This is a genomic window from Streptomyces aquilus (assembly GCF_003955715.1).
Lineage (GTDB): Bacteria > Actinomycetota > Actinomycetes > Streptomycetales > Streptomycetaceae > Streptomyces > Streptomyces aquilus.
Genome location: NZ_CP034463.1, coordinates 8927291 through 8950769, shown reverse-complemented (window position 1 = coordinate 8950769; position 23479 = coordinate 8927291). Strand labels below are relative to the sequence as shown.

Below are 23479 nucleotides of genomic sequence, written 5' to 3'. Positions count from 1 at the left end.
CTGCGACCTACCCCTTGCTCTGCCGCCGCGCCGCGTCCCGCCCCAGGATGCCGAACGCCCACCGTTCGTTGAAGCCCGCCACGAAACCGACGGCACACCAGAAGCCCCAGAAGTCCGTGCCCTTGACCGGGGACCCCGGCTTCCCGGGCGCCGGGCAGATGTCGGCCGCCGTGGCGGGCACCTCGAAGATCGGCACGATTCCGCCGCTGAACAGGAAGTACACGGCCAGGGCGAGCACCCAGCCGACGAACACCCGGTAGAGGCCCTCGTGCCGCATGCTGCGGGCCATCTGCCCCGGGACGGCCACGCCCTCCCGGCCGTCCGTCTGCCGCCGCGCCAACTGGTCCGCGCTGCCCCGCAGCCGTACCAGCACACTGAGCACCGCGCCGAACGCGCCGACCCCACCGCACACCACGGCACCCAACAGGCTCCAGCGATTGGTGCAGTTGAGGGTGACGTCGAGCGCGCCGAGCAGACCGACGCCGCCCAGCAGCGGCACCGCGAGCAGCACGAGGCTCGCGGCGGAGCCCAGGCCGAGGCCGATGTTCAGGCCCCGGCTGACGGCCGTCGCGCTGTCCTGCGCCAGTCGGCCCCGCAGGTCGGCGATCTCCTGGTCGAGATACTCGGTGAGGTGCTCGTTGGGCTTGGCGTCGCCGAGCCGTGGGTCGCTCAGCGCGTTGCCGAGCACCCGCAGCACGGTGACGCGAGCCGACACTCTCGTGTGCGGCTCGAAGGCGCTCTGCGAGGCGCCGTAGAGCAGTTGAAGCTGAAGCTGCTGTTCGGGATAGAGATCACCGAACTGCACATAGGCCCGGTCCAGTCCGACCGGCACCACATCCATGAGTCCCTCGGGCCGCAGCTCGCTGTCCGCCCGGACGACCGATGTACGCGTTCCCCGCCACCACGGGTGACGGTATCCCCCGTTGTCCCCCATGGACTCGGTGTACCCGCCCGGGCGGGCGTCGGGAAGGCCCGCCGCCGCACCAGTACGGTCACCGACGTCACGGACCCGTCACGTCAGCTGAAGACGATCGGGCAGCCGCGGCGCAGGGAGTGCTGGGCGGCGCGGAGGTAGAGGGCGACGTAGAAGGCGGCGTCCAGGTCCTCGGCCCAGGGGCCGGGGCGGGCGGCGGCGGTCTCCTCGGCCTGCCCGTCGAGGAACCAGTTGGTCAGGTCGAGGTTCGCGCGCGAGACGGGCGGCATCGGCGGCAGCCCGATCGCCGCCGCCAACCGCTGGGCGAGGGCGAGGACTTGGGGCGCTCCCGCGACCACGGTCATATCGGTGTAGGCGGAACCCACGGGCAGTTCGACCGTCTCGTCGAGCGGGACCGGCACCAGCACCGACCAGCCGCAGAGCGTCTCCTCCTCGTCGCGGGTCAGATGCGCGCGGCACAGCTCGACGAAGCCGTCCATGGAGGGGCTGAGCTTCTCCCCGAACTCCAGCCCCCTCCATGCCGCCGGAACCTCGTACGCCGGCAGGCCTCGCGCGGTCAGCTTCTCGTCGAGGGCGGAGGCGATCTCGCCGTACCCGCCCTCGTACTCGGCGCGCCAGTCCGCCGCGCCGACATCCACCAGATAGACACCCATGGCGGCAATCTACGACGCCCCACTGACACTTCACTTCAGCAGCCCTTTGTCCTCCAGATAGGCCCGCGCCACGTCCCGGGCCAACCGCCGCCAGCTGTCGACCTGTTGGTTCATCGACGCGAGGTCGGCCGTCGTCAGGACGTCGTTCAGTCCGCCCAGCGCCTTGGTGACGCCCTCGCTGCCGGCGCGGGCGCGGTTGACGACCGGCACCACGTAGTCGGCGTTCTGGAGATGCTTGTCGTCGGCCAGCAGCACCAGCCCGAAGTCGCCCAGCGTGGCGTCGGTCGTGGTGGTCAGCACCATCTGGTCGTGGCCGCTCTGCACGGCCCGCTTGGCCTGCGTGGTGCCGACCCCCTTCGGGTCGACGCCGGTGATGTCGATGCCGTAGGTCTTCTTCAACCCCGGTTCGCAGTACGGCCGTTGGACGCACTCGTCGCCCGCGGCCAGCCGCACCTTCAGTCCCGAGGCGCCGAGGTCGCTCAGGGTCTTCAGGTCGTGCTCGCGGGCGTACGCCGCGCTCACCGCGAAGGCGTTCTGGTCCACGGCCCTGCCGGGGTCGAGGACCGTCAGACCGCGGGGCGTGGCCAGCCGGCGCAGGGCGGTCATCGTGGCGTCGAGGTCCGGTGAGCCGACCGGGGCCGCGTCGGCGCCGTTGGTCTTGGCGTTGAGCCAGTCGGCGAAGGTGGCCGCGTATTCGGGGACGACGTCGATCTGGCCGGACTCCAGGGCGGGTTCGTACAGTTCGCGGTTGGCGACGGTCAGCAGGGACGTCCGGTAGCCGGCCTGGTCCAGCAGCAGGGCGTACATCTGGGCGAGCAGGTCGCTCTCGGTGAACCCGGCGGAGCCGATGGTCAGATGGTGACTGTCGCCGGGTGCGGCGGTGACGGCGTCCTGGTTCTCCAGGGACGGGCCGGTGGAACAGCCCGCCAGGAGCAGCGCGACCAGTACTGCCCACAGCCGCCTCATCGGCTGCCCCTCGCCCAGTGCGGCGCGAGCCGTTCCGCGATCTCGAAGACGCCCTCGACGATCAGCGCGAACGCGGCGACCAGCACCGCGCCGGCCACCACCTGCGGCGTACTGGCGAGGTTGAAGCCGGCCGTGATGATCCGGCCCAGTCCTCCCCCGCCCGCCAACGCGGCGATCGTGGCGGTCGCGACGAGCTGGACGGCGGCGATCCGGACCCCGTTGAGGATCATCGGGAGCGCCAGGGGCAGTTCCACCTGGACCATCGTCTGCCGCCCCGTCATGCCCATGCCGCGCGCGGCCTGGACGACGCTCCGGTCCACCTCGCGCATGCCGACGTACGCGTTGGTCAGCAGCGGCGGCAGGGCGAACAGGACGAGCGCCACGACCGTGGGGCCTTCTCCCCAGTCGCCGATCGGGGTCAGGAGCAGCAGGACCAGCACGGCGAAGGTGGGGACCGCGCGGCCGATGTTGGAGATGTTGACCGCGAGCGCGCCGCCCTTGCCGAGGTGGCCCAGCACCAGGGCGATCGGCAGGGCGATCAGACAGCTGATCACCAGGCAGACGACCGTGAGGACGAGGTGTTGCAGCAGCCGGTGCCAGATGCCGTCGTCGCCCGCCCAGTGCGCGGAGTCGGTGAGCCAGTCCCAGGCGTCGGTGAGGGTCGTCATCCGCGCGTCGCCCTCGTCCAGGGGGTGAGCAGGCGCTGCACGCCGAGGAGCAGGACGTCGGCGAGGATCGCGATGACGACGCACAGGACGGAGGCGGTCAGGACCTGGGCCTTGAAGTAGGTGTTCATACCGGCGTAGATGAGGTTGCCGAGTCCGCCGTGGCCGACGATCGCGCCGACCGTCACCAGCGACACCGCGGACACCATGGCGATGCGGAGTCCGGCCATCGCGGCGGGCAGGGCGAGGGGGAGTTCCACGGTGAGCAGGAGGCGGATCGGACCGTAGCCCATGCCCCGCGCGGCCTGCCGGGTCTCCTCGGGAACGGCCCGCAGGCCGGCCAGGATGTTCCGGACCAGCAGGGTGAGCGAGTAGAGGACGAGGCCCGCGACGACCAGGCTCGCGGAGAGCCCGTACACGGGCAGGAGCAGGGAGAACATCGCCAGGGACGGGATCGTGTAGAGGATCGTCGTGACGGCGAGGACGGGTCCGGCCGCCCAGCCCCAGCGGCGCGCCAGGACGGCGAGCGGCAGGGCGATGACGAGGCCGATGAGCACCGAGACCGCGGTCAGTTGGAGGTGCTGGACGACGGCGTCCATGAGGATCTGGCGGCGGGTGCTCAGATACTCGCCGCAGATCCACTCGTTGCGCGCGAGGCAGTCGTCCGGGGGCGCGGTCATGGGGCCATTGGACCGGGCCGGGCCAGGGGTCGGCGCGTTGTGGTGACCCGTACGGGGTGGTGCTGAGTACACCCTCGGATACGGGTTCTGCGCCCCGTGTGGCCTGGCCTTCGTCTCCGTAGCTTCGTTGGCGGGGCACACGGGGTGTCCGACCGAGAGGTGATGACGATGTTTCGCACAGGCTCGCGACGCAGGCACGACACGGGACCCGCCGCCGAGGCGCTGCGGCTGGTGAAGGTCAGCAAGACCTACGGCAGCGACGACAGCGCCGTGACCGCCCTGGACGGGGTCACGCTCGGGCTGGCCCGGGGCACCTTCACCGCGGTGATGGGGCCGTCGGGATCGGGGAAGTCCACGCTGCTCCAGTGCGCGGCCGGACTCGACCGGCCCGATCACGGCATCGTGGTCGTGGACGGCACCGAGCTGACCGGCGGCACGGAGGCGGAGCTGACGAAGTTCCGGCGCGGGCGGGTCGGCTTCGTGTTCCAGCAGTACAACCTGTTGGACACGTTGACCGTCGCGCAGAACACGGTGCTGCCGCTGAAGCTGGCCGGGCGGCGCTTCGACCGCGGGCGGGCCCGGGAGATCCTGACCCAGGTCGGGCTCGGCGACCGGCTGGGCCACCGCCCCGACCAGCTGTCCGGCGGTCAGCGGCAGCGGGTCGCGATCGCCCGGGCGCTGGTCTGCGAACCCCGGGTGATCTTCGCCGACGAGCCGACGGGCGCTCTGGACACGCGCAGTGCGCGCACGGTGCTGCGGCTGCTCCAGGAGGCGGTACGGGTGCACGGGCGGACCGTGGTGATGGTGACGCACGACCCGGTCGCGGCCAGTTACGCCGACTCGGTGCTGTTCCTCGCGGACGGCCGGCTGGCCGGTCAACTGCACGCGCCGACCGCGGACGCGGTCGCCGAACGTCTCGCGCACCTGGGCGACGACGTGACGGCGGGGGTGTGAGCGATGTTCGTACTGGCCCTGCGGTCGATCCGGCGACGGCCCGGACGGTTCCTCGCGACGCTGCTGTCCGCCTTCCTCGGCGCGGCGATCATCATGACGTTCAACTCGATGCACGACACGGCGGCCGGGAGCGGCGTCGACTCGGTGAGCTCGAACACGCTGACGACCGCGGCGAGCGTGGTGGGCGGTTACGGCTCGCTGCTGGTGTTCTTCGCCGTCGCCTCCACGCTGACGGTGAACGTCCGTCAGCGGGCCGCCGAGCTGGAGCTGCTGCGCTGCTCGGGGGCGACTCCGGCGCAGCTGAAGCGGATGGTCGTCGGTGAGGCACTGGCCGTCGCCCTGGTGGGCGCGGCGCTGGCGATCGGACCCGCGATGCTCGGCGGGCGGGCGCTGCTGGAGGTGTTCCAGGACAGCGGGCAGGTGGCGGAGTCGGTGGACTACTCGTTCGGCCCGATCGCGCTGCTGACGGGCGTCGATATCACCCTGGTCGCGGCGGTGGGCGCCGCGTTCCTCGCCGTGCGGCGGGCGACGCGGGGGCAGCGGCGACGGGGCGGGGCGCGGACGGTCCTCGCGTACGCCGCACTGGCGACCGGCACCCTGGCGGTGTGCAGCACCTTCCTCATGAAGGCGACGGACGAGGCGCTCATGGCGCCGCCCGCGTACGGGGCGATCCTGCTGTCGGTGGGCTTCGCGCTGCTGTCGCCGCGGCTGCTGAAGGGGCTGCTGGACCGGCTGGCGCTGTCCGGGGCGAGCGGCTGGCTCGCGGTGCGCAATCTGCGGGAGCGGGCCGGGGAGCTCGCCGGGATCCTGATGTCGCTGATCCTGTTCACGGCGGTGGCCACGACCACGCTCACCGTGCAGGCCGTGGAGAGCGACGAGGTCGCGGCCTCCGGGCTGGTGAAGTCGGTGGACGCGAAGAACCTGGAGACGCTGAACTTCACGGTCGTCGGGATCATCGTGGTCTTCGTCTGCGTGATGCTGGTCAACTCGCTGTACGCGGCGACCACGTACCGCAGCCGGGAGTTCGGCCAGCAGCGGCTGGCGGGTGCGACGCCCGGTCAGGTGCTCGGCATGGTGGGCGCCGAGGGGCTGGTCCTCACGGTCGCGGGGGTCTTCTTCGGCACGGTCGCGGCGCTGGCGGGGATCGTCCCGTTCACCATGGTCCGCAGCGACGGGGTGCTGCCGGGGCAGGTCGTCGGCATCTGGCTCGCGGTCGTGTCCGTCGCGGCGGCGGTGACGGTGGGGACGGGCCTGGCGACGGCCCGGAAGGTGCTGCGCACACCGGCGACGGAGGCCGTGGCGCTGGCGGCGTGAGCGGTGTGCGGGCGAGGAGGGGCGGCTGCTTCGGTGGCCGCCCCTCCTTCTGCGCCTCGGGACACCGGGTGACAGGAGCGGTGAACAAGCGCTTAGATAGGTGGACCACCGCATGGTCCAGGAACCTCGCCACCGCCCAGGAGGCCCCGTTGTTCACTTCCGTCGACGACGTCTCCGCACGCCTCGCCGAGACCGGCTACCTCGCCTCGCCCGCGGTCGCCACCACCGTCTTCCTCGCGGACCGCCTCGGCAAGCCGCTCCTGGTCGAGGGCCCCGCCGGGGTCGGCAAGACCGAGCTCGCCAAGGCCGTCGCCGAGATCGCGGGGGCCGAGCTGGTGCGGTTGCAGTGCTACGAGGGCGTCGACGAGTCCCGGGCGCTGTACGAGTGGAACCACGCCAAGCAGCTGCTGCGCATCAGCGCGGGCCGCGACGAGACCTGGGACGAGACCCGCACCGACATCTTCAGCGAGGAGTTCCTGCTCACCCGCCCGCTGCTGACGGCGATCCGGGGCGACGAGCCGAAGGTCCTGCTGATCGACGAGACCGACAAGGCGGACGTCGAGGTGGAGGGCCTGCTCCTGGAGGTGCTCAGCGACTTCCAGGTGACGGTGCCCGAACTGGGCACGATCACCGCCACCCGGCGCCCCTTCGTCGTGCTCACCTCCAACGCGAGCCGTGAGCTGTCCGAGGCGCTGCGCCGCCGTTGTCTGTTCCTCCACATCGGCTTCCCCGAGGAGGAGTTGGAGCGCCGGATCGTCCGGCTGAAGGTGCCCGGCCTGGACGCGGCGCTGGCCGAGTCGGTGGTCCGCGTGGTCGGTGCGCTGCGCGCGATGGACCTGCGCAAGGTGCCGTCGGTCGCGGAGACCATCGACTGGGCGCGCACCCTGCTCGCGCTCGGCGCCGACGCGTTGGACGAGACCGTCGTACGGGACACCCTGGGCGTCCTGCTCAAGCATCAGGACGACGTCCTGAAGGCGGCCGCGAAGCTCGACCTGGACGCGCTGTGACCACGCCCGTCGCCGAGCGGCTCACCTCGCTCGTCGCCGCGCTGCGCGCCCACGGCATCCGGGTCGGGACGGGCGAGACCGTGGACGCGGCCCAGGCCATGGCGGCGCTCGGGTTCGAGGACCGGGAGCTGCTGCGCGAGGGGCTGGCCGCGACGCTGCTGCACGGCACCGCCCAACGGCCGGTGTTCGACCCGGTCTTCGACCTGTACTTCCCGCGCGGTGTCGGCGCGCCGGAGCCCGGGACGGCGGACCGGGACGACCTGCGTGACCGGCTCGCGGCAGCGCTCGCGGCGGACGACGAGGCGCTGCTGGCACGGCTCGCGGCCGAGGCCGTCGACGGCTTCGGCGGCTACGGCTCCTCCCCCGGCTCGGACGGCTGGTCGTCGTACCAGACCCTCGACCGGGTCCGCCCGCAGACGCTGCTCGCGCGGGTCCGGGCCGACGTCCGGGCACAGAACGGGAGTTCGGGGTTCGCGGACCGGCTGCTCGACGACGAGATCCGGCGCCGGATCGAGGCGTTCCGGGGGCTGGTGGCGACGGAGGCGCGGCGGCGGGTCGCCGAGCGGCGCGACCGGGACCAGATCGCCCGCCGCGCGGTGGCGCCGACGGCGGACCGGGTCGACTTCCTGTTCGCCGGGAAGGACCGGCTGGCCGAGCTGCGCCGGACGGTTCAGCCGCTCGCCCGGAAGCTGGCGACGCGTCTCGCCGCCCGCCGGCGTCGGGCCGCCCGGGGCAGCATCGATCTGCGGCGGACCCTGCGCGGCTCGCTGTCCACGGGTGGGGTGCCGATGCGGCCGGTACTGCGCCGGCGCCGGCCGGCCCGGCCCGAACTGGTGCTGCTGTGCGATGTCTCGGGCTCGGTGTCCGGGTTCTCCGACTTCACGATGCTGCTGGTGCAGGCGCTGCACGACCAGTTCAGCAAGGTGCGGGTGTTCGCCTTCGTCAACCGCATCGACGAGGTGACGGGGCTCCTGGAACACGGCGCGGCCGACGCGGCGGGACTCGGCGCCCGTATCCAGGCGGAGGCGACGCTCACCGGCTGGCACGGCAGCAGTGACTACGGCGTCGCCCTCGGGGAGTTCGCGGAGCGGCACGGCGACGCCGTCGGGCCCCGTACGACGGTGTTCGTCCTCGGTGACGCCCGGACGAACATGAGCGACCCGAACCTGGCGGCCGTCCGGCACATCACCGAACGGGCCCGCCGAGTCTACTGGTTGAACCCCGAGCAGCGCTCCCAGTGGGGCACGGGCGACTCCGCGGCGCCCGAGTACGCCGAGCTGGTGGAGATGCACGAGTGCCGCAACGTACGGCAGTTGGGCGCGCTGGTCGGACGACTGCTGCCGATCTAGCCGGCAGCAGCCCTTCTTCCGTCCGGCGGGCCGCGCCCGTCACCCCTCGGCGGGCTTGGCGTACTCGTTGGCCATGCTTCCCGCGAAGTCGTAGACCACGCACTGCTCGTCGCCGACCACCCAGGCGTCGTGGCCGGGCGAGATCACGAAGACGTCGCCGGGTCCCACCTCGGTCTCGCCGCCGCCGTCCATGACGACGTGCATGCGGCCCTGGACGACGTAGCCGTTGTGGTGCACTTCGCAGCTCGTGGTCCCGGCGAGGGGTGCCACGGACTCCGACCAGCGCCATCCCGGTTCGAAGGTCCCCACCGCGAAGTCGAGGCCGGTGAGGTGGACCGCTTCCAGATGGCCTCGGGGGAAGTCCCGCCGCTCGTCCGGCTTGTCGAGGGTTTTCGTCTCCAGCATGTCGGCTCTCCCTTCACCACACGCCCCACTCCATCGTCCGCCTGTCCACTCGGCGCCGCCATTCGAGTGAGGCGTCACTCCCCCGCGGTGCCGCAGAGCTCGGCGAACCGCGCCGCGTCGACGTTCCCGCCGGAGACGATCACCCCGACGCGGCGCGGCAGCCCCGCCACCCGGCCGGACAGCAGCGCGGCCAGCGGTGTCGCGCCGCTCGGCTCGACGACGATCTTCAGATGCTCGAAGGCGAAGCGCATCGCGTCCCGGATCTCGTCGTCGGTCACCAGCGAGATCCCGTCGACCAGCCGCTGGTTCACGGGGAAGGTCAGCTCCCCGGGGATGTGGAGGGCCTGCCCGTCGGCGATGGTGCGGGGCACCGGGATCTCGACGCGCCGCCCCGCCTCCAGCGACCTCTTGGTGTCGTCCCCGGCCTCCGGCTCGACGCCGACGATCCGGACGCCGGGATGCAGGCCCTTGGCCGCCGTGGCACACCCGGCGATCAGCCCGCCCCCGCCGACGGGCACCAGCAGGGCGTCCAGCCCCCCTGTCTCCTCCAGGAGTTCCAGGGCGGCCGTGCCCTGCCCGGCCATGACGTGCGGATGGTCGTACGGCGGGATCAGGGCGAGCCCGCGCTCGGCGGCCAGGGCTTCGGCGATGGCCACGCGGTCGCCGGTGTAGCGGTCGTACGAGACGATCTCGGCGCCGTAGCCGGCGGTGGCGGCCCGCTTGGCGGGCGGGGCGTCCTCCGGCATGACGATCACCGCGGTGCTGCCGAGCTCACGGGCGGCGAGGGCGACCGCCTGGGCGTGGTTGCCGGAGGAGTAGGCGGCGATCCCGCGGGCGAGCTGCTCGGGGGTGAGGCGGGAGGCCGCGTTGTAGGCGCCGCGGAACTTGAAGGCGCCCACCCGCTGGAAGTTCTCGCACTTGAGGAAGACCTCGGCGCCCACGCGCGCGTCGAGCGTGCGCGAGCGCAGTACGGGGGTGCGGTGGGCGACGCCCTTGAGCCGGTCGGCGGCGGAGCGGATGTCGTCGAGGGTGACGGGCGGGGGCGTGGCGGTCACGCGGATCCTCCGGGAGTCGTGGCGCGGGCCTGGGAGAGGTAGCTGTAGGCGGAGGCGCGGGAGATGCCGAGGCGGGCGGCGACCTGCTCGATGGCCCGGCGCACGGCGAATACGCCGCGTTCGTCGAGGCTGCGGAACAGCGCGAGCCGGCCGGCGCGGTCGAGCGCGCCCCACGGCTGGTGCCGGTGGCTTTCGAGGATGACGTCGACGACGGAGTCGATGTCGTCGCCGAAGGTGGTGACCGGCAGTTCGGCGGGGGCGGGGGCTGAGGCGCCCCGGGCCAGGGCGCCGAGCAGGGCGTGCGCCTCGCTGACCGCGGTCACGTCGAGGTTGACGCACAGGGCACCGAACACGGTGCCCGTGGAGTCGCGCAGCACCATCGTGGACGACTTGACGGTGGTGCCGGTCCCTGTGCGCGTGACGTAGTTCAACTCGTCGCGTGCCTCGTCGCCGCGGGCCACGATCCGCAGGCCGATCTCGCTCATCGCCCCGCCCACCGCGCGCCCGGTCACCGATCCGGCGAGGGCGACCACGGACTTCTCGGGGTTCCGGTAGTCGTGCAGCACGACTTCGCACAACGGCCCGAACGTCGCCACCAGCCCGTCGACGACCGGCGTCAACGCGGCGACGATCGCGTCCCGCTCGGCTTCCAGGGCTCGCTCGGACGTCATGACGTACTCCCGGTTCTCGCGACCGACCAGCACGCCTAGACTACGGGTCTAACCCCTGGACGTACAGTCCAATACGCTTCACCGCACCCGTCCGCGTGGCTTCAACGGCAACGGGGGCAGTTCCGGAGCCGGCAGCGGCGCCCCGTCGTACCCCTTCACCTCACCGAAGCGCGATCCCTCCATCCAGTCCCGGCGCGCCTGCTCGATCTCCTCCTGGGACCGTCCGATCCAGTTCCAGAACATGATCAGTTCCTCCTCGAACGGCTCACCGCCCAGCAGCATCAGACCCGCGTCCGACGCGGCGCGCAGCGGCAGTTCGGTGCGGCCGCAGCCGAGGTAGAGCATGGAGCCGGGCAGGACCGGGACACCGTCCACGTGGGCCTCGCCGGACATGGACAGCACGGCGTACTCGAAGTCCGGTTCCAGCGGGAGGCGTACGTCCGCGCCGGCGGCGAGCGCCAGGTCGGCGCCGACGATCGGGGTGTACGTCGTCCCGGGCGAGGTCGCGCCGTCGAGGTCGCCGAGGATGAGGGTGGCGGTCAGGCCGGGCGCGCTGATCTGCGGCAGCTCGGCGTGGTGCTCGAAGCGCGGGTCGGTGTGGCGGTGGCCGTCCGGGAGGGCGACCCACAGCTGGGCGCCGTGCAGGAACCGGGCGTGCGACTTGGGGCTCTCCTCGGAGTGGCTGATGGCCCGTCCGGAGGTCATGAGGCCCAGTTCGCGCGGGCGGATCGTCTGGAGGCTGCCGGTCGAGTCGCGGTGCAGGACCTCGCCCTCGTGCAGCCAGCTGACCGTCTGGAGGCCCATGTGCGGGTGCGGGGGCACCTGCATGCCGGGCTCGTCGGCGATGTCGTCGGGGCCGTAGTGGTCGACGAAGCACCAGGCGCCCACCATGCGGCGCCCCAGGTTGGGCAGCAGTCGACGGACCTCGCTGGACTCGCCGAGTTTGACGGTGCGCGGGCTGAGGAGTTCGCGAACAGGCTCCGCCACCACGAAGCCGCGGCCGCCGCACAGGGCGGGAGCCGCCTCGCGATCAAGATTGCTCATGCCGCCCAACCTAGCCCTGCGGACGGCGTCGCGTCAGTCCGTCGTCCGGGCTGGGGACGCTTCCAAAAATAGTAGCCATGAACATAGTAGCTATAGACATAGTAGCCATGTACTGTATCCGTCATGAGCAAGGAGTACGAGAAGGCGACACCCGGCTTCCTGGTGTGGCGACTGTCGATGAAGTGGCGGACCGCGGTCGACCGCGCCGTGGCCCCGCTGGGCCTCACGCACGCGCAGTACTCGCTGACCGCGTCCCTGTACGGCATGCAGCGCGCCGGCGAGCGCCCCAGCCAGCGGCGCCTGGCCGACCGGACCGGCCTGGAACCGCTGTACGTGTCCAAGCTGGCGCGCTCCCTGGAGTCGGCGGGCCTGATCGAACGCACCCGGGACCCGCGCGACCCGCGCGCCGTCCAGCTGGCGCTGACCGAGCAGGGCCGCGACACCACCCGGCAGGCCATCAAGGTCGTCCAGGGGCTGCTGGAGCAGCTCCTCGCACCGCTCGGCGGGCTCGACAGCCCACGCACCCGGGAGTTCAGCGCCGAACTCGCGACACTGCTCGACGCACCTCTCGATCCACTCGCCGGCATCAGTGAGTCCGACAAGGAGCAGTCATGACCACCACCACACCTCCCCTGCTGAACCCGCGCGTCATAGCCCTGGCGCACTACGCGGCCCGAGCGGTCCTGGAGCAGGTACTGGCCCGCCACGACGTGACGTTCCAGCAGTCCGTCTCCCTCCGCCTCGCCGCCGTTGCCGACGGGCCGATGGAGCGGGAACACCTCGTCGACGGTGTCGTCGGCTCGCTGAAGATCGACGCCGCGGAGGCCTCGGCCGTCGTCGACGAGCTGATCGCCGCGCAACTACTGGCCCCCCAGGAGCCCTCACGGGTGCGGATCACGGACGCCGGACGGGAGCTGTACGACACGACGTCCGCCGAGACCGCCCCCATCAGCGCCCGCGTCTACGCCGACATCCCAGTGGAGGATCTCGCCGTCGCCGGACGGGTGCTGACGCTCATCACCGAGCGGGCGAACACCGAACTCGCCACCCTGAACGGTTAGTGGAATATTCAATCACCGCGCTCCGTTGACGGCGTCGAAGGAGGTCAGAGTGGACATGACGTACTACGACCACGGAACGCCGGCGGAGCGCTGGGAGCGCGCGCGGATGTTCTTCGACGCCAAGGACTACGCCGCCGCGGCGCGCGTCCTGGGCAAGCTGGTCGAGGAGGTGCCGGAGCAGACCGGACCGCGGCTGCTGCTGGCCCGCTCCTACTACCACTCGGCCCAACTGCGCCGTGCGGAGGCGGAGCTGCGCATCATCGTGGAGCGCGACCCGGTGGAGCACTACGCCCGTCTGATGCTGGGCCGCACGCTGGAGCGGCAGAGCCGGCACGAGGAGGCCGAGCCGCATCTGCGCCTCGCGTCCGCGCTGGCCGGCGACTTCGACGAGCTGTAGACGAACCCGCACCACCTGACCGGGGCCCGGTTCCGTGAAAGGAACCGGGCCCCGTCGTCGTACCCGCGTCAGGCGTGGCTCTGCCGCCGGTGCGCGATCTCGCCCAGCACGACGTCGACGACGAGGAACGCGGCCAGCGGAATGCCGAGCAGCGGCACGAAGTAGCCGAGGACCGCGATGACCGCGACGCACGGCAGCAGGATCTGCGGGGGCACCTTCTGCCAGGCGCCGCGCGGGATCGGACGGCCGAAGGCGTTGCCGCGACCGCGCATCCACCACATGCGGTAGCCCCACACGATCAGCAGGATCAGGGAGAGCGCCACGAGCATGAGGACGATCTGGTTGCCGAGGCCGAAGAGGGTGCCGGTGTGCAGGTCGATGCCCCAGCGGGTGAGCTTGGCGAGCACCGGGTAGTCGTCGAACCGCAGCACGTCGGTGACCTGGCCGGTGGCCGGGTCGACGGCGACCGCGTCCTGCTTCTCGGGCCAGCCGCGCTGGATCTGCTTCACGACGTACGCCGACGACGCGTCGGCCGGCGGCACGATCTCGACGGGATCGCCGAGGCCTTCGGCACGGGCCGCGGCCAGGACCTTGTCGAGGCCGACGCCGTGCTCGGCGGCCCCGGTCGAGGTGGCGGCGCCGTGCCCGGAGTGGTCGCCACCGGCGGCCGCCGACACCGAGGGTGTGGTCTGGCCGAGCGAGCCGCGCAGGTCGTCGATGCTCGCGCCGGCGTAGGTGGACCAGGTCAGACCGGTCACCGACAGGAAGAAGAAGCCGAGGGCGGCCCAGGCGCCGACGGTGGCGTGCAGCCCGAGCGTGCGGCGCCGCCCTTCGGTGCCGCGCACCTTGCGCCGGGCCCGGCGCCGGGTGAACCACAGCACCAGGCCGGCCCCGGCGATGACCCACAGCCAGCTCGCCGCGAACTCCGAGTAGAGGCGGCCGGTTTCGCCGAGGTGCAGATTGCGGTGCAGCTCGGAGATCCAGGTGCGCAACGGCAACGCGCCCGTGGAGCCGTACTGTTCGAGGGCGCCCTCGACCTTGCCGGTGTACGGGTCGACGAAGACGGCGAGGGTGTGGTCGGCGTCGACGCCCTTGACGCCGGACAGCAGGACCCTCGTGGTCGCGTCGTCCGTCGGGGAGGGCCGGACGGCCGCGACGGAACCTTCGGGGTGGGCCTCGCGGGCGGCGGTGACCTGCTCGGATATCGGCAGCTTGGCGTCGCCGACGGCGGAGACGGTCATCTCGTCGGCGTACAGGATCTTCTCGGCCTGGAACGAGGTGGCGTACAGGAATCCGGTGACCGCGGCCACCAGCAGGAAGGGCGCGACGAACAGCCCGGCGTAGAAGTGCAGGCGCAGCACCAGCGGGCGCAGCGGCGCCCAACTGCCGGGTTTCGGCGGCGGGTCGGCGGCTTTCGGGGTCTCGTCGGCGGTCGTCGGGGGAGCGGAGGTCATCGGCGGTGTACTCCGGAGGGTGGGGACGTGCGTGGCTTGTTCCGGTCGGTGCAGTAGTCGGAGGAAACCCGCCCTGAGTTCCCGGAGGTTGAAGTGGTCTGCGTCACACCGGTGGACGGCATGGCATCCTGGCGCGATGGCAACTCCCCCTGATGACCTGCCCCTTGCCGAGCTGGTCGAGGAACTCCTCGCCACCGGCGGCCCGCTGCCGATCGTGGCGGCCGGCGATCCGGTGCTGCGGCGCGGCACCGAGCGTTTCGAGGGCCAGCTGGACTCCGCGCTGCTGGCCCGGTTCGTCGAGGCGATGCGCGTCACCATGCACGCGGCCCCCGGCGTGGGCCTCGCGGCGCCGCAGGTGGGGGTGCCGCTGCGGATCGCGGTGATCGAGGACCCGGCGCCGGTGCCGGACGAGGTGCGCCTCGCGCGGGGGCGGGTGCCGCAGCCCTTCCGGGTGCTGGTCAATCCGTCGTACGACGGGGTCGGCGCCGTGCGGGCCGCGTTCTTCGAAGGTTGTCTCAGCGTGCCGGGCTGGCAGGCGGTCGTGGAGCGGTTCGACCGGGTGCGGCTGACGGCCGAGGACGAGCACGGGCGGTCGGTGGACGAGGTGTTCTCCGGGTGGCCCGCCCGGATCGTGCAGCACGAGACGGACCACCTGGACGGCACGCTGTACCTGGACCGGGCGGAGCTGCGCTCGCTGTCCTCGAACCAGGCGATGGCGGAGCGCTGGACCCAGCCGACCCCCAGGGAGGCGGCTGCCTCCCTGGGGTTCCGGCTGCCGGAGTGACGGTCAGCTGTCCACGAACGGCTCCGGCTGCCGGGCGGAGGCTCAGCTGTCCCCGAACGGCTCCGGCTGCCGGGCAGGGGCTCACTAGCCCCGAAAGGTCACCAGCTGCCGGGCACAAGCTCACCCGCCCCCGAACAGTCACCGGCTGCCGGGCTGAGCGTCAGCTGTCCCGGAACGTCTCCAGCAGGCGCAGCCACACCTCGCTGATCGTCGGGTAGGCCGGGACGGCGTGCCACAGCCTGCCGATCGGCACCTCGCCGGCGACGGCGACGGTCGCTGAGTGGATGAGCTCGCCGACGCCCGGGCCGACGAAGGTGACGCCGAGAAGGATCTCGCGTTCGAGGTCGACGACCATGCGGGCCCGGCCGCGGTAGCCCTCGCCGTACAGGCCGGCGCCGGCGACGTTGGCGAGGTCGTAGTCGACCGCGCGGACGCGGTGGCCGGCCTGTTCGGCCTCGGCGAGGGAGAGGCCGACGGCGGCCGCCTCCGGGTCGGTGAAGACGACCTGGGGCACGGCGGAGTGGTCGGCGGTCGCGGTGTGCGCGCCCCACGGGTCGGCCTGGACGTCGGTCCCGGAGGCGCGGGCGGCGATGGCGGCGCCGGCGATGCGGGCCTGGTACTTGCCCTGGTGGGTGAGGAGCGCGCGGTGGTTGACGTCGCCGACGGCGTAGAGCCAGTCGGTGCCGGTGACGCGGAGGCTGTCGTCGACGTCGAGCCACGAGCCGGGTTCGAGGCCTACGGTGTCCAGGCCGATGTCGTCGGTGCGCGGGGCGCGACCGGTGGCGAAGAGGATCTCGTCGGCCTCGATGCGGTCGCCGGCGTCGGTGACGGCCACGACGGTGCCGTTCTCCCGGGTCACCGACTGGACCGAGGTGCCGGTGCGGACGTCGACGCCCGCCTCGGTGAGCGCCTCGGCGACCAGTTCGCCGGCGAAGGGCTCCATGCGGTTGAGCAGCCCCTTGCCGCGCACGAGGAGGGTGACCCGGGAGCCGAGGGCCTGCCAGGCGGTGGCCATCTCGGTGGCGACCACTCCCCCGCCGACGACGATCAGCCGGCCGGGCGCGGCCTTGGCGCTGGTGGCCTCGCGGCTGGTCCAGGGCTTGACCGCGTCGAGTCCGGGCAGGCCGGGCAGCACGGCGCGGGTGCCGGTGCAGACGGCGACGGCGTGCCGGGCGGTGAGGACCTTGTCGCCCACGGTCACGGTGCGCGGGCCGGTCAGGCGGCCGTGGCCGCGGTAGAGGTCGGCCCCGATGCTGTCGAGCCACCGGATCTGGCCGTCGTCCTTCCAGTGGGAGGTGTACTCGTCACGGCGGGCGAGGACCGCGGCGGTGTCGAGGGGGCCCTGTACGGCGGGGGCGAGGCCCGGCAGTCGGCGGGCGTCGGCCTGGGCGATGACCGGGCGCAGCAGGGCCTTGCTGGGCATGCACGCCCAGTACGAACACTCGCCGCCGACCAGTTCGCTCTCCACGACCGCGGTGGAGAGGCCGGCCGCGCGCGTGCGGTCGGCGACGTTCTCCCCCACGGGCCCGGCTCCGAGCACCACTACATCGTAGGAGGAGTACACAGTGGATTCCGTTTCCGTCATAGGGGCCAGTCTGCTGGGTGGTGTGCGCTCGGGCCACATGGGTACGCGCGCGGAATACCTACCCGGCAGGCCGTGTTTGTGCGCATGGCTAGGCCCCGACATCAGGAAGAGGGATGCACGCCATGAGCAACACCGTGGAGCTCACCAAGGAGAACTTCGACCAGACGGTCACGGACAACGACTTCGTCCTGATCGACTTCTGGGCGTCCTGGTGCGGGCCGTGCCGTCAGTTCGCGCCCGTGTACGACAAGGCCGCCGAGGAGAACCCGGACCTGGTCTTCGGGAAGGTGGACACCGAGGCGCAGCCGGAGCTGGCCGCGGCCTTCGGCATCCAGTCGATTCCCACGCTGATGATCGTCCGTGACCGGGTGGCCGTGTTCGCGCAGCCGGGCGCGCTGCCGGAGGCGGCCCTGACGGACGTGATCGGTCAGGCCCGCAAGCTGGACATGGACGAGGTCCGCAAGGCGGTCGAGGAACAGCAGGCCAACGCGGAGCACAACGGCCAGTAGTGCGGCGGGACTTGCCCTGGGGTGCTCACCGCTCCAGGGGAAGTCCCGTGTAGTTCGCGGCCAGTTCGGCGGCGGCGTGCCGGGACGCGGTGATCCGCCGCAGCCGGGCGAGCTGGAGCCGGTCGTCGAAGGGGTCGGCGTCCGGGCGGGTGTGCAGCATCGTCGTCATGTCGTACGAGAACCGGGTGGCCTGCCAGACCCGGGCGAGGCAGGACGCGGAGTAGCGGTCGAGGAGTTGCTCGGAGCCGGTGCGGTGCAGTTCCGCGAAGGCGCGGGCGAGCAGCCGGACGTCGGAGACCGCGAGGTTGAGGCCCTTGGCGCCGGTCGGCGGGACGATGTGGGCGGCGTCGCCCGCGAGCAGGAGCCGGCCGTGCCGCATGGGTTCGTGGACGTAACTGCGCATCGGGGTCACGGACTTGGCGGTGATCGGGCCGCGGTTCAGCGTCCAGTCGGCGTCGATGGCGAAGCGCGCGGCGAGTTCGTCCCAGATGCGGTCGTCGGGCCAGTCCTCGGGGTCGGTGCCGTTGGGTACCTGGAGGTAGAGGCGGGACACCTGCGCCGAGCGCATGCTGTGCAGGGCGAAGCCGCCTTCGCCGCGCGCGTAGATCAACTCGTCGCAGGACGGGGCGACATCGGCGAGAACGCCGAGCCAGGAGTACGGGTAGTCGTGGGCGTACGTCCGTCCCGTCCCGGCCGGGAAGGTGTCGCGGGCGATGCCGTGGAAGCCGTCGCAGCCGACGACCCAGTCGCAGCTCAGAGTCTGCTCATGGCCCTCGTGCCGGAACCGTACGACGGGCGTCCCGGACTCCGGCTTCTCGATCGTGAGCGCCTCCGCCTCGAACAACAGCGGCGGCCCGTCGGCCAGTTGGAGCGCGACGAGGTCCTTCACGATCTCGGTCTGGGCGTAGATCGTGACGGTGCGGCCGCCGGTGAGGACCGGGAAGTCGATGTGGTGGCGTTCCCCGTCGAAGCGCAGCTCGATGCCCTGGTGGACCAGGCCCCGCGCCGCCAGCCGGTCGGCCGCGCCGCACGCGCGCAGGGCGTCGACCGTGCCCTGCTCCAGCATCCCGGCCCGCTGGCGCCGCTCGACGTAGTCCCGTGCCCTGGCCTCAAGGACGACGCAGTCGATGCCCTCTTGGTGCAGCAGACGGGCGAGGAGCAGTCCGGCGGGGCCGCCGCCGATGATGCCGACCGTCGTGCGCATGGGCCCACCTCCCGTGGCTGCGACCCAGATTGTCAGCTGGACTCGCGGTGCACCACCGTGGCTTCCAGCACCTTGTGGGTCTCGGGGGCGGCGGCGGGGTTGCGCACCGCGCGGTCGACGAGTTCGGCGAGGTCGCGGCCGGAGGGCAGCTCCAGGCGGACCGTGCTGAGCCGGGGACGCAGCAGCCGGCCGAGCATGAGGTCGTCGGCGCCGATCACGGCGGTCTCGCCGGGGACGCCGATCCCCTGGTCCAGCAGGGCGCGCGTCAGCAGCATCGCGTACTCGTCGTTGTACGCGAACACCGCGTCGAGGCCGAGCTCGCGCCAGCGGGCGGCGAGCCGGGCGCCGGCCTCCTCGGTGTACGCGAGGGGCAGGTCGGTGACGGTGGCGTCGGTGCCGCGCAGGGCGGCGCGGACGCCGGCGAGGCGGGGCTGCGAGAAGGCCTCGAGGCCCGTCTCCTCGGGGACGACCACGCCGATCCGGCGCCTGCCGCGCTCGTACAGATGGCGTCCGGCGCGGTGGCCGACGACCTCGTGGTCCATGAGCAGGGCATGGGCGCCGTCGACGGTCTCGGGGCCGAGGGTGACGACGGCCCGGGCGCCGGAGCGCTTGAGGACCGCGACGCCCTTCGGGCCGAGTCCGGCGCCGGGCACCAGGACGGCGACGGGCCGCAGCTCGGCCCAGGCACGGGCGGCCTCGTCGCCGTGGAGGCCGACGCTGCCGTGCTGGACGACGGTGTAGTCGAGGCGGCTGAGGGCCCACTGGAGCTCGTTGATGAACTGGCCGTAGAGCCGGCCGACGGGGATGGTCGGGGCGGGCATCAGGACCAGGCGGCTGTGTCCGGCGCGCAGGCTGCGGGCGGCCGCGTGCGGCACGTATCCCAGCTCCTTGGCGGCCTCGTGGACCCGGCGGCGGGTGGGTTCGCTGATCCGGACGGCGCTGGTGTTGTTCAGGACGTAGGAGACGGTCGCGCGCGAGACGCCTGCCAGGCGGGCCACATCGGCGCTCGTGGGCACGGAGCGCGGTGCGGGGGCCCCGGGGGCGGGCGTTTTCGGTATCTGCACCATGACGTACGGCATCTTTGCAGAACCTGTGGAGACCGCTCCCGGCGGGGCTCTCAGGCGGGCGGCGCGGTCCGGGTGACCCGGGCGACGAGGTCGGTCCAGCCGGCCTCCAGCCGCTCCATGGGCATCCCGCACTCCCTGGTCAGGTGATGGATCTGGGCCGGGTCGAGGTACGCCAGCAACGTCCGGGCCAGCAGCTCGCAGTCGGCGTCCGGCACGATCTGGCGCAGCAGGATCGCCACATGCATGCCCATGGCCCGGTACGTGGGGTGGGAGTACCGGCGGGTGGGCTCCGGCTCGGCGGCCAGCTGGAGGTCGAGCTGCTCCTCCAAGCGGTACAGCAGGGCCATGCCGAAGGCGCGCAGCCGCTCCAGGGGCGGTGCGCCGGGCCCGAGGGGCGGCGGGCCGCTCATGAAGTCCGCCTGGAGCTGCCGCGCCGAGTGGTCGAGCAGCGCCATGAGCAGTCCGGTGCGGTCGCCGAAGCGGCGGAAGACGGTGCCCTTGCCGACCTGGGCGGCGGCGGCCACGGCCTCCATGGTGACCCCGGCCGCGCCGTGCTCGGCGATCAGTTTGGCGGCGGCCTCCAGCAGCCGGGCCCGGTTGCGCGCGGCGTCGGCGCGCAGGCACTGCTCCTCCTCGCGGGTACCGAGCTGGAACAACTCGGTCTCCCGAAGAGGATCTTGGGACCGCGGGAGCGGTGGCAGATCGGCGGACATGACGACAGCGTAAAGCATCGGGAATGAAACTGGACCGCGGTCCGGTTAGGGTGATACACAATAAACGGACCCCGGTCCGGATTGTGACGGCAGTGTTTCAGCATCCCTGGAGTTAGCATGTCTGTTCGTATCCTTGCGCTCGTCGGCAGCCTTCGCGCCGGTTCGCACAACCGTCAGCTCGCCGAGGCGGCCGTCAAGTTCGCTCCCGAGGGTGCGACCGTGGAGCTCTTCGAGGGCCTGGCCGACATCCCGTTCTACAACGAGGACATCGACGTCGAGGGCAACGTCCCGGCCCCCGCCGCCAAGCTGCGTGCCGCCGCCCAGGCCGCCGACGGCTTCCTGTTCTTCGTCCCCGAGTACAACGGCACCATCCCGGCCGTCCTGAAGAACGCCATCGACTGGCTGTCCCGCCCGTACGGCGCCGGCGCCTTCGGCGGCAAGCCGGCCGCCGTGGTCGGCACCGCGTTCGGCCAGTTCGGCGGCGTGTGGGCGCAGGACGAGACCCGCAAGGCCCTGGGCATCGCCGGTGCCAAGGTGCTGGAGGACGTCAAGCTCTCCATCCCCGGTTCCGTGGTCCGCTTCGCCGAGACCCACCCGGCCGACGACACCGAGGTCGCCGAGCAGCTGACCGAGGTCGTCGCCCGTCTGCACGGCCACGCCGGCGAGACGGTCGCCGCCTGATCGTCCGCACACCTCGCGGGGGCCGGAGCCGCTGAAGCTCCGGCCTCGTCCGCACCACCTCGCAGGGGGCCGGAGCCGTCGAAGCTACGACCTCCTCCGCACCACCTCGAAAGGGGCCGGAGCCATTTGGCGCTCCGGCCCCTCGCGCATGCCCTTCGGCACCTCAGGCGACCGCCGTCGGGGCCAGTTCCCTGAGCTGGGCCAACGCGGCCTCCACCGCGGGACGCTCATGGCCGCCGCGCCGGGTGCAGGTCAGGAACCTGCGGTGCGGGTTGCGCGTGCACGGCACCCGGGTGATGGGCAGGTGCGGGGTGAGCTGGGCCAGCCGCGGGATAAGGGCGACGCCGAGCCGATGGGCGACGAGCTGGGCGGTGACGTTCCAGTCCACGGCTTGGTGCACCACCTCGGGGCTGAACCCGGCCTCCCCGCAGGCGGAGATGACATGGGTACGGCAGGGGCTCTCCGGCACGGGCGCGATCCAGTCCTCGTGCGCCGCCTCCGAGAGGTCGACGCGTTCCCTGCCGGCCAGCGGGTGATCGGCGGGCACGACGAGGTCGAACGGGTCGTCCAGGAGCGGCCGTTGATCGAAGCGGGCGTCGCTCAGCGGCGGGTTGGACGGGGTCGCCTCCACGATCGCCAGGTCGGCCTCCCCCTCGAAGAGCAGGTCGAAGCTCTCCGGCACATCCGCCTCCCGGATACGCACGGCCAGCCGCGGATACCGCTCCTGGAGCCGGACCGCCATCGGCGCCAGCAGCACCGAGATCGCCACCGGGTACCCGCTCACCCGCAACGGCCCGGCCGGGGCGCCCCGTTCGGCACGCAGATCGAGCTCGGCCTGCTCCCAGCGGGCCTGGATGGCGTCGGCGTGCGTGAGCAGACTCTCGGCGGCCGGGGTGAGACGTACCCCCCGGCCCTGCGGTTCGAGGAGGTCGACGCCCAGGTCGCGGGCGAGCTGACGGATCTGCTGCGAGGCGGCGGACGGCGTGAAGTGCAGGGCGCGGGCGGCCGCGGTGACCGTGCCGTAGTGCGCGACCGCTCGCAGGACATGAAGCCGGCGCAGGTCAATCATGAAGCCCACGCTTCAAGGTGCCGTCCAGAAAGTCAACCTGGACGTGTACGAAAGCGATGCCGCACCCTGGATCGTGTCGCGACGGTCCCATCCGCGCCGGCCAACCGGCCACGACGTACGAGGAGTTCCCATGACCAGCACGACCCGCACCGGCTGCCCGCACTGCGGATGGCCGGACGACGCCGAGCCGTTCCAGGTGGTGTCCCGGCACGCGACCGCCGCGGGCAGCACGCTGTGGACGCGGTGCGGCTGCGGTTCCCTGCAGGTCCGCACCGTCGACGACCGCGGGACGCGCATCGTCTCGCGCAGCGGCCCCGCCCAGTAGTGCTGCGCCGGGTTCAGTCGAGGCCGGCGAGCCGCTCGACGGCCTGGGCCGCGAAGCGCTCGATGAACGCCGCCGGTTCGGCGGTCCGGGGCGAGAGGATCACCGTCTCGATGCCGAGTTTGGTGTAGCCGGTGATGTCCCGGGTGAAGGCGTCCAGATCGCCGGTGGCCAGCGCCTCGCCGGAGTAGGCGACGGTCTTGCGGATCGTGTCGTAGTCGCGGCCCTCGGTCTCGCAGTGACCGCGCAGGACGTCCAGCTTGTGGGCGACCTCCTCCGGGGTGGTGGTGAAGAGGTTGCAGGCGTCGCCGTACCGGGCGACCAGCCGGAGCGTCTTCTTCTCACCACCGCCGCCGATCATGATCTCGGGGCGCGGGCTGCTGACCGGGGCCGGGACGCACAGGGTCTCGGCGAGCCGGTAGTGCTTGCCCTCGAAGGGGCCGTTCGCCTCGGGGTCCCACATCTGGAGGCAGATCCGCAGGGTCTCCTCCAGCCGCTCGAAACGCTCGGCCACCGGCGGGAACGCCACCCCGAGGCCCGCGTGCTCCCGGTCGTACCAGGCCGCGCCGATCCCGAGGGTGGCCCGGCCGCCGGACAGCACGTCCAGCGTGGTGGCGATCTTGGCGAGCAGGCCGGGGTGGCGGTAGGTCACCCCGGTGACCAGGGCGCCGAGCCGCACCGTGGAGGTACGGCCGGCGAGATAGCCGAGGGTGGTGTAGGCCTCCAGCATCGGGTCCTCGGCGCCGCCGTTGAACTCCATCTGGAAGTAGTGGTCCATCACCGACAGCCAGCTGACCCCCGCGGCCTCGGCGGCGGCGCCCGCCGCGCCGAGCTCGGCGGCGAGCGCCGGGCCGCCTCCGGGGTGGTCGAACCGGTTGATGTGCACGCCGACCCGCATGGCGGTCTCCGTTCCACTGGACCTTCGTCGTCCTTGCC

Annotated in this window: 27 protein-coding genes; 11 read left to right on the top strand and 16 right to left on the bottom strand. The window is 72.2% G+C overall.

Features of this window, described 5'->3' with window-relative positions:
- Window positions 1-7: 7 nt before the first annotated feature.
- The 5 genes from EJC51_RS40975 to EJC51_RS40955 all read right to left on the bottom strand — a co-directional run bounded on the left by EJC51_RS40975 (window position 8) and on the right by EJC51_RS40955 (window position 3898).
- Window positions 8-934, bottom strand: a complete 927-nt coding sequence (locus tag EJC51_RS40975; protein ID WP_126275722.1) for a hypothetical protein — start codon at window positions 932-934, stop codon at window positions 8-10.
- An 83-nt stretch (window positions 935-1017) separates the two neighbouring features.
- A complete protein-coding gene (locus EJC51_RS40970) occupies window positions 1018-1587 on the bottom strand; it encodes a hypothetical protein (RefSeq protein ID WP_126275721.1) in 570 nt (189 codons plus the stop codon).
- Window positions 1588-1617: 30 nt separating this feature from the next.
- Complete coding sequence (locus EJC51_RS40965) at window positions 1618-2553, bottom strand: ABC transporter substrate-binding protein (RefSeq protein WP_126275720.1); 936 nt, start codon at window positions 2551-2553, stop codon at window positions 1618-1620.
- Entirely contained in the window at window positions 2550-3221 is a 672-nt protein-coding gene (locus EJC51_RS40960; RefSeq protein ID WP_126275719.1) for an ABC transporter permease, read from the bottom strand. The genes EJC51_RS40965 and EJC51_RS40960 overlap by 4 nt, the downstream gene beginning before the upstream one ends.
- Window positions 3218-3898, bottom strand: coding sequence for an ABC transporter permease (locus tag EJC51_RS40955; RefSeq protein ID WP_126275718.1), 681 nt, complete (start codon window positions 3896-3898; stop codon window positions 3218-3220). Before EJC51_RS40955 ends, EJC51_RS40960 begins: the two co-directional genes overlap by 4 nt.
- Before the next feature lie 168 nt (window positions 3899-4066).
- On the opposite strand from EJC51_RS40955, the gene EJC51_RS40950 reads away from it, so the two are divergent.
- From EJC51_RS40950 to EJC51_RS40935, 4 genes are all read left to right on the top strand, one after another.
- Window positions 4067-4852 (top strand): ABC transporter ATP-binding protein, encoded by a 786-nt coding sequence (locus EJC51_RS40950; RefSeq protein ID WP_166682956.1) that lies wholly within the window; start codon window positions 4067-4069, stop codon window positions 4850-4852.
- Between the two features lie 3 nt (window positions 4853-4855).
- Window positions 4856-6166 (top strand): FtsX-like permease family protein, encoded by a 1311-nt coding sequence (locus tag EJC51_RS40945; RefSeq protein ID WP_126275716.1) that lies wholly within the window; start codon window positions 4856-4858, stop codon window positions 6164-6166.
- 149 nt (window positions 6167-6315) lie between these two features.
- Window positions 6316-7173, top strand: a complete 858-nt coding sequence (locus tag EJC51_RS40940; RefSeq protein ID WP_126275715.1) for an AAA family ATPase — start codon at window positions 6316-6318, stop codon at window positions 7171-7173.
- Window positions 7170-8522, top strand: a complete 1353-nt coding sequence (locus EJC51_RS40935; RefSeq protein ID WP_126275714.1) for a vWA domain-containing protein — start codon at window positions 7170-7172, stop codon at window positions 8520-8522. The genes EJC51_RS40940 and EJC51_RS40935 overlap by 4 nt, the downstream gene beginning before the upstream one ends.
- 39 nt (window positions 8523-8561) lie before the next feature.
- On the opposite strand, the gene EJC51_RS40930 is transcribed toward EJC51_RS40935, so the two are convergent.
- From EJC51_RS40930 to EJC51_RS40915, 4 genes are all read right to left on the bottom strand, one after another.
- Window positions 8562-8927 carry a cupin domain-containing protein gene (locus EJC51_RS40930; RefSeq protein ID WP_126275713.1) on the bottom strand — a complete coding sequence of 122 codons (366 nt, stop codon included), beginning with the start codon at window positions 8925-8927 and terminating at the stop codon, window positions 8562-8564.
- Window positions 8928-9001: 74 nt separating this feature from the next.
- Complete coding sequence (locus EJC51_RS40925) at window positions 9002-9982, bottom strand: threo-3-hydroxy-L-aspartate ammonia-lyase (RefSeq protein ID WP_126275712.1); 981 nt, start codon at window positions 9980-9982, stop codon at window positions 9002-9004.
- Window positions 9979-10653: a helix-turn-helix transcriptional regulator gene (locus EJC51_RS40920; RefSeq protein WP_126275711.1), complete on the bottom strand. Its 675-nt coding sequence runs from the start codon at window positions 10651-10653 to the stop codon at window positions 9979-9981. Before EJC51_RS40920 ends, EJC51_RS40925 begins: the two co-directional genes overlap by 4 nt.
- A 78-nt stretch (window positions 10654-10731) precedes the next feature.
- Window positions 10732-11697 (bottom strand): pirin family protein, encoded by a 966-nt coding sequence (locus EJC51_RS40915; protein WP_126275710.1) that lies wholly within the window; start codon window positions 11695-11697, stop codon window positions 10732-10734.
- A 123-nt stretch (window positions 11698-11820) separates the two neighbouring features.
- On the opposite strand from EJC51_RS40915, the gene EJC51_RS40910 reads away from it, so the two are divergent.
- The 3 genes from EJC51_RS40910 to EJC51_RS40900 are packed head-to-tail and all read left to right on the top strand — an operon-like array spanning window position 11821 to window position 13155.
- Window positions 11821-12312: a MarR family winged helix-turn-helix transcriptional regulator gene (locus EJC51_RS40910; protein ID WP_126275709.1), complete on the top strand. Its 492-nt coding sequence runs from the start codon at window positions 11821-11823 to the stop codon at window positions 12310-12312.
- Window positions 12309-12758 (top strand): winged helix DNA-binding protein, encoded by a 450-nt coding sequence (locus EJC51_RS40905; RefSeq protein WP_126275708.1) that lies wholly within the window; start codon window positions 12309-12311, stop codon window positions 12756-12758. The genes EJC51_RS40910 and EJC51_RS40905 overlap by 4 nt, the downstream gene beginning before the upstream one ends.
- A gap of 49 nt (window positions 12759-12807) precedes the next feature.
- Window positions 12808-13155 carry a tetratricopeptide repeat protein gene (locus tag EJC51_RS40900; protein WP_059194731.1) on the top strand — a complete coding sequence of 116 codons (348 nt, stop codon included), beginning with the start codon at window positions 12808-12810 and terminating at the stop codon, window positions 13153-13155.
- 68 nt (window positions 13156-13223) lie between these two features.
- On the opposite strand, the gene EJC51_RS40895 is transcribed toward EJC51_RS40900, so the two are convergent.
- Window positions 13224-14609 carry a PepSY-associated TM helix domain-containing protein gene (locus EJC51_RS40895; protein ID WP_126275707.1) on the bottom strand — a complete coding sequence of 462 codons (1386 nt, stop codon included), beginning with the start codon at window positions 14607-14609 and terminating at the stop codon, window positions 13224-13226.
- Between the two features lie 136 nt (window positions 14610-14745).
- Here EJC51_RS40895 and EJC51_RS40890 point away from each other — a divergent pair, with 136 nt between their 5' ends.
- Complete coding sequence (locus EJC51_RS40890) at window positions 14746-15393, top strand: peptide deformylase (RefSeq protein ID WP_126275706.1); 648 nt, start codon at window positions 14746-14748, stop codon at window positions 15391-15393.
- Window positions 15394-15553: 160 nt separating this feature from the next.
- Here the strand turns inward: EJC51_RS40890 and EJC51_RS40885 are convergent, their stop codons facing one another.
- On the bottom strand, window positions 15554-16978 hold the full coding sequence (locus EJC51_RS40885; protein WP_126275705.1) for a dihydrolipoyl dehydrogenase family protein: 1425 nt from the start codon (window positions 16976-16978) through the stop codon (window positions 15554-15556).
- Window positions 16979-17100: 122 nt separating this feature from the next.
- On the opposite strand from EJC51_RS40885, the gene trxA reads away from it, so the two are divergent.
- On the top strand, window positions 17101-17487 hold the full coding sequence (trxA, locus tag EJC51_RS40880; protein ID WP_126275704.1) for a thioredoxin: 387 nt from the start codon (window positions 17101-17103) through the stop codon (window positions 17485-17487).
- Window positions 17488-17512: 25 nt separating this feature from the next.
- On the opposite strand, the gene EJC51_RS40875 is transcribed toward trxA, so the two are convergent.
- The 3 genes from EJC51_RS40875 to EJC51_RS40865 are packed head-to-tail and all read right to left on the bottom strand — an operon-like array spanning window position 17513 to window position 20489.
- Window positions 17513-18691: a 4-hydroxybenzoate 3-monooxygenase gene (locus tag EJC51_RS40875; RefSeq protein WP_126275703.1), complete on the bottom strand. Its 1179-nt coding sequence runs from the start codon at window positions 18689-18691 to the stop codon at window positions 17513-17515.
- Window positions 18692-18723: 32 nt separating this feature from the next.
- Complete coding sequence (locus EJC51_RS40870; protein ID WP_208870773.1) at window positions 18724-19770, bottom strand: LacI family DNA-binding transcriptional regulator; 1047 nt, start codon at window positions 19768-19770, stop codon at window positions 18724-18726.
- Between the two features lie 38 nt (window positions 19771-19808).
- Window positions 19809-20489, bottom strand: coding sequence for a TetR/AcrR family transcriptional regulator (locus EJC51_RS40865; RefSeq protein WP_126275701.1), 681 nt, complete (start codon window positions 20487-20489; stop codon window positions 19809-19811).
- 99 nt (window positions 20490-20588) lie between these two features.
- Here EJC51_RS40865 and EJC51_RS40860 point away from each other — a divergent pair, with 99 nt between their 5' ends.
- Window positions 20589-21152 carry an NAD(P)H-dependent oxidoreductase gene (locus tag EJC51_RS40860; RefSeq protein ID WP_097271572.1) on the top strand — a complete coding sequence of 188 codons (564 nt, stop codon included), beginning with the start codon at window positions 20589-20591 and terminating at the stop codon, window positions 21150-21152.
- A 163-nt stretch (window positions 21153-21315) separates the two neighbouring features.
- On the opposite strand, the gene EJC51_RS40855 is transcribed toward EJC51_RS40860, so the two are convergent.
- Window positions 21316-22221 (bottom strand): LysR family transcriptional regulator, encoded by a 906-nt coding sequence (locus tag EJC51_RS40855; protein ID WP_126275700.1) that lies wholly within the window; start codon window positions 22219-22221, stop codon window positions 21316-21318.
- A gap of 130 nt (window positions 22222-22351) precedes the next feature.
- On the opposite strand from EJC51_RS40855, the gene EJC51_RS40850 reads away from it, so the two are divergent.
- Window positions 22352-22546 (top strand): hypothetical protein, encoded by a 195-nt coding sequence (locus EJC51_RS40850; RefSeq protein ID WP_097271570.1) that lies wholly within the window; start codon window positions 22352-22354, stop codon window positions 22544-22546.
- A gap of 13 nt (window positions 22547-22559) precedes the next feature.
- On the opposite strand, the gene EJC51_RS40845 is transcribed toward EJC51_RS40850, so the two are convergent.
- Complete coding sequence (locus EJC51_RS40845) at window positions 22560-23441, bottom strand: LLM class F420-dependent oxidoreductase (protein WP_126275699.1); 882 nt, start codon at window positions 23439-23441, stop codon at window positions 22560-22562.
- Window positions 23442-23479: the final 38 nt, after the last annotated feature.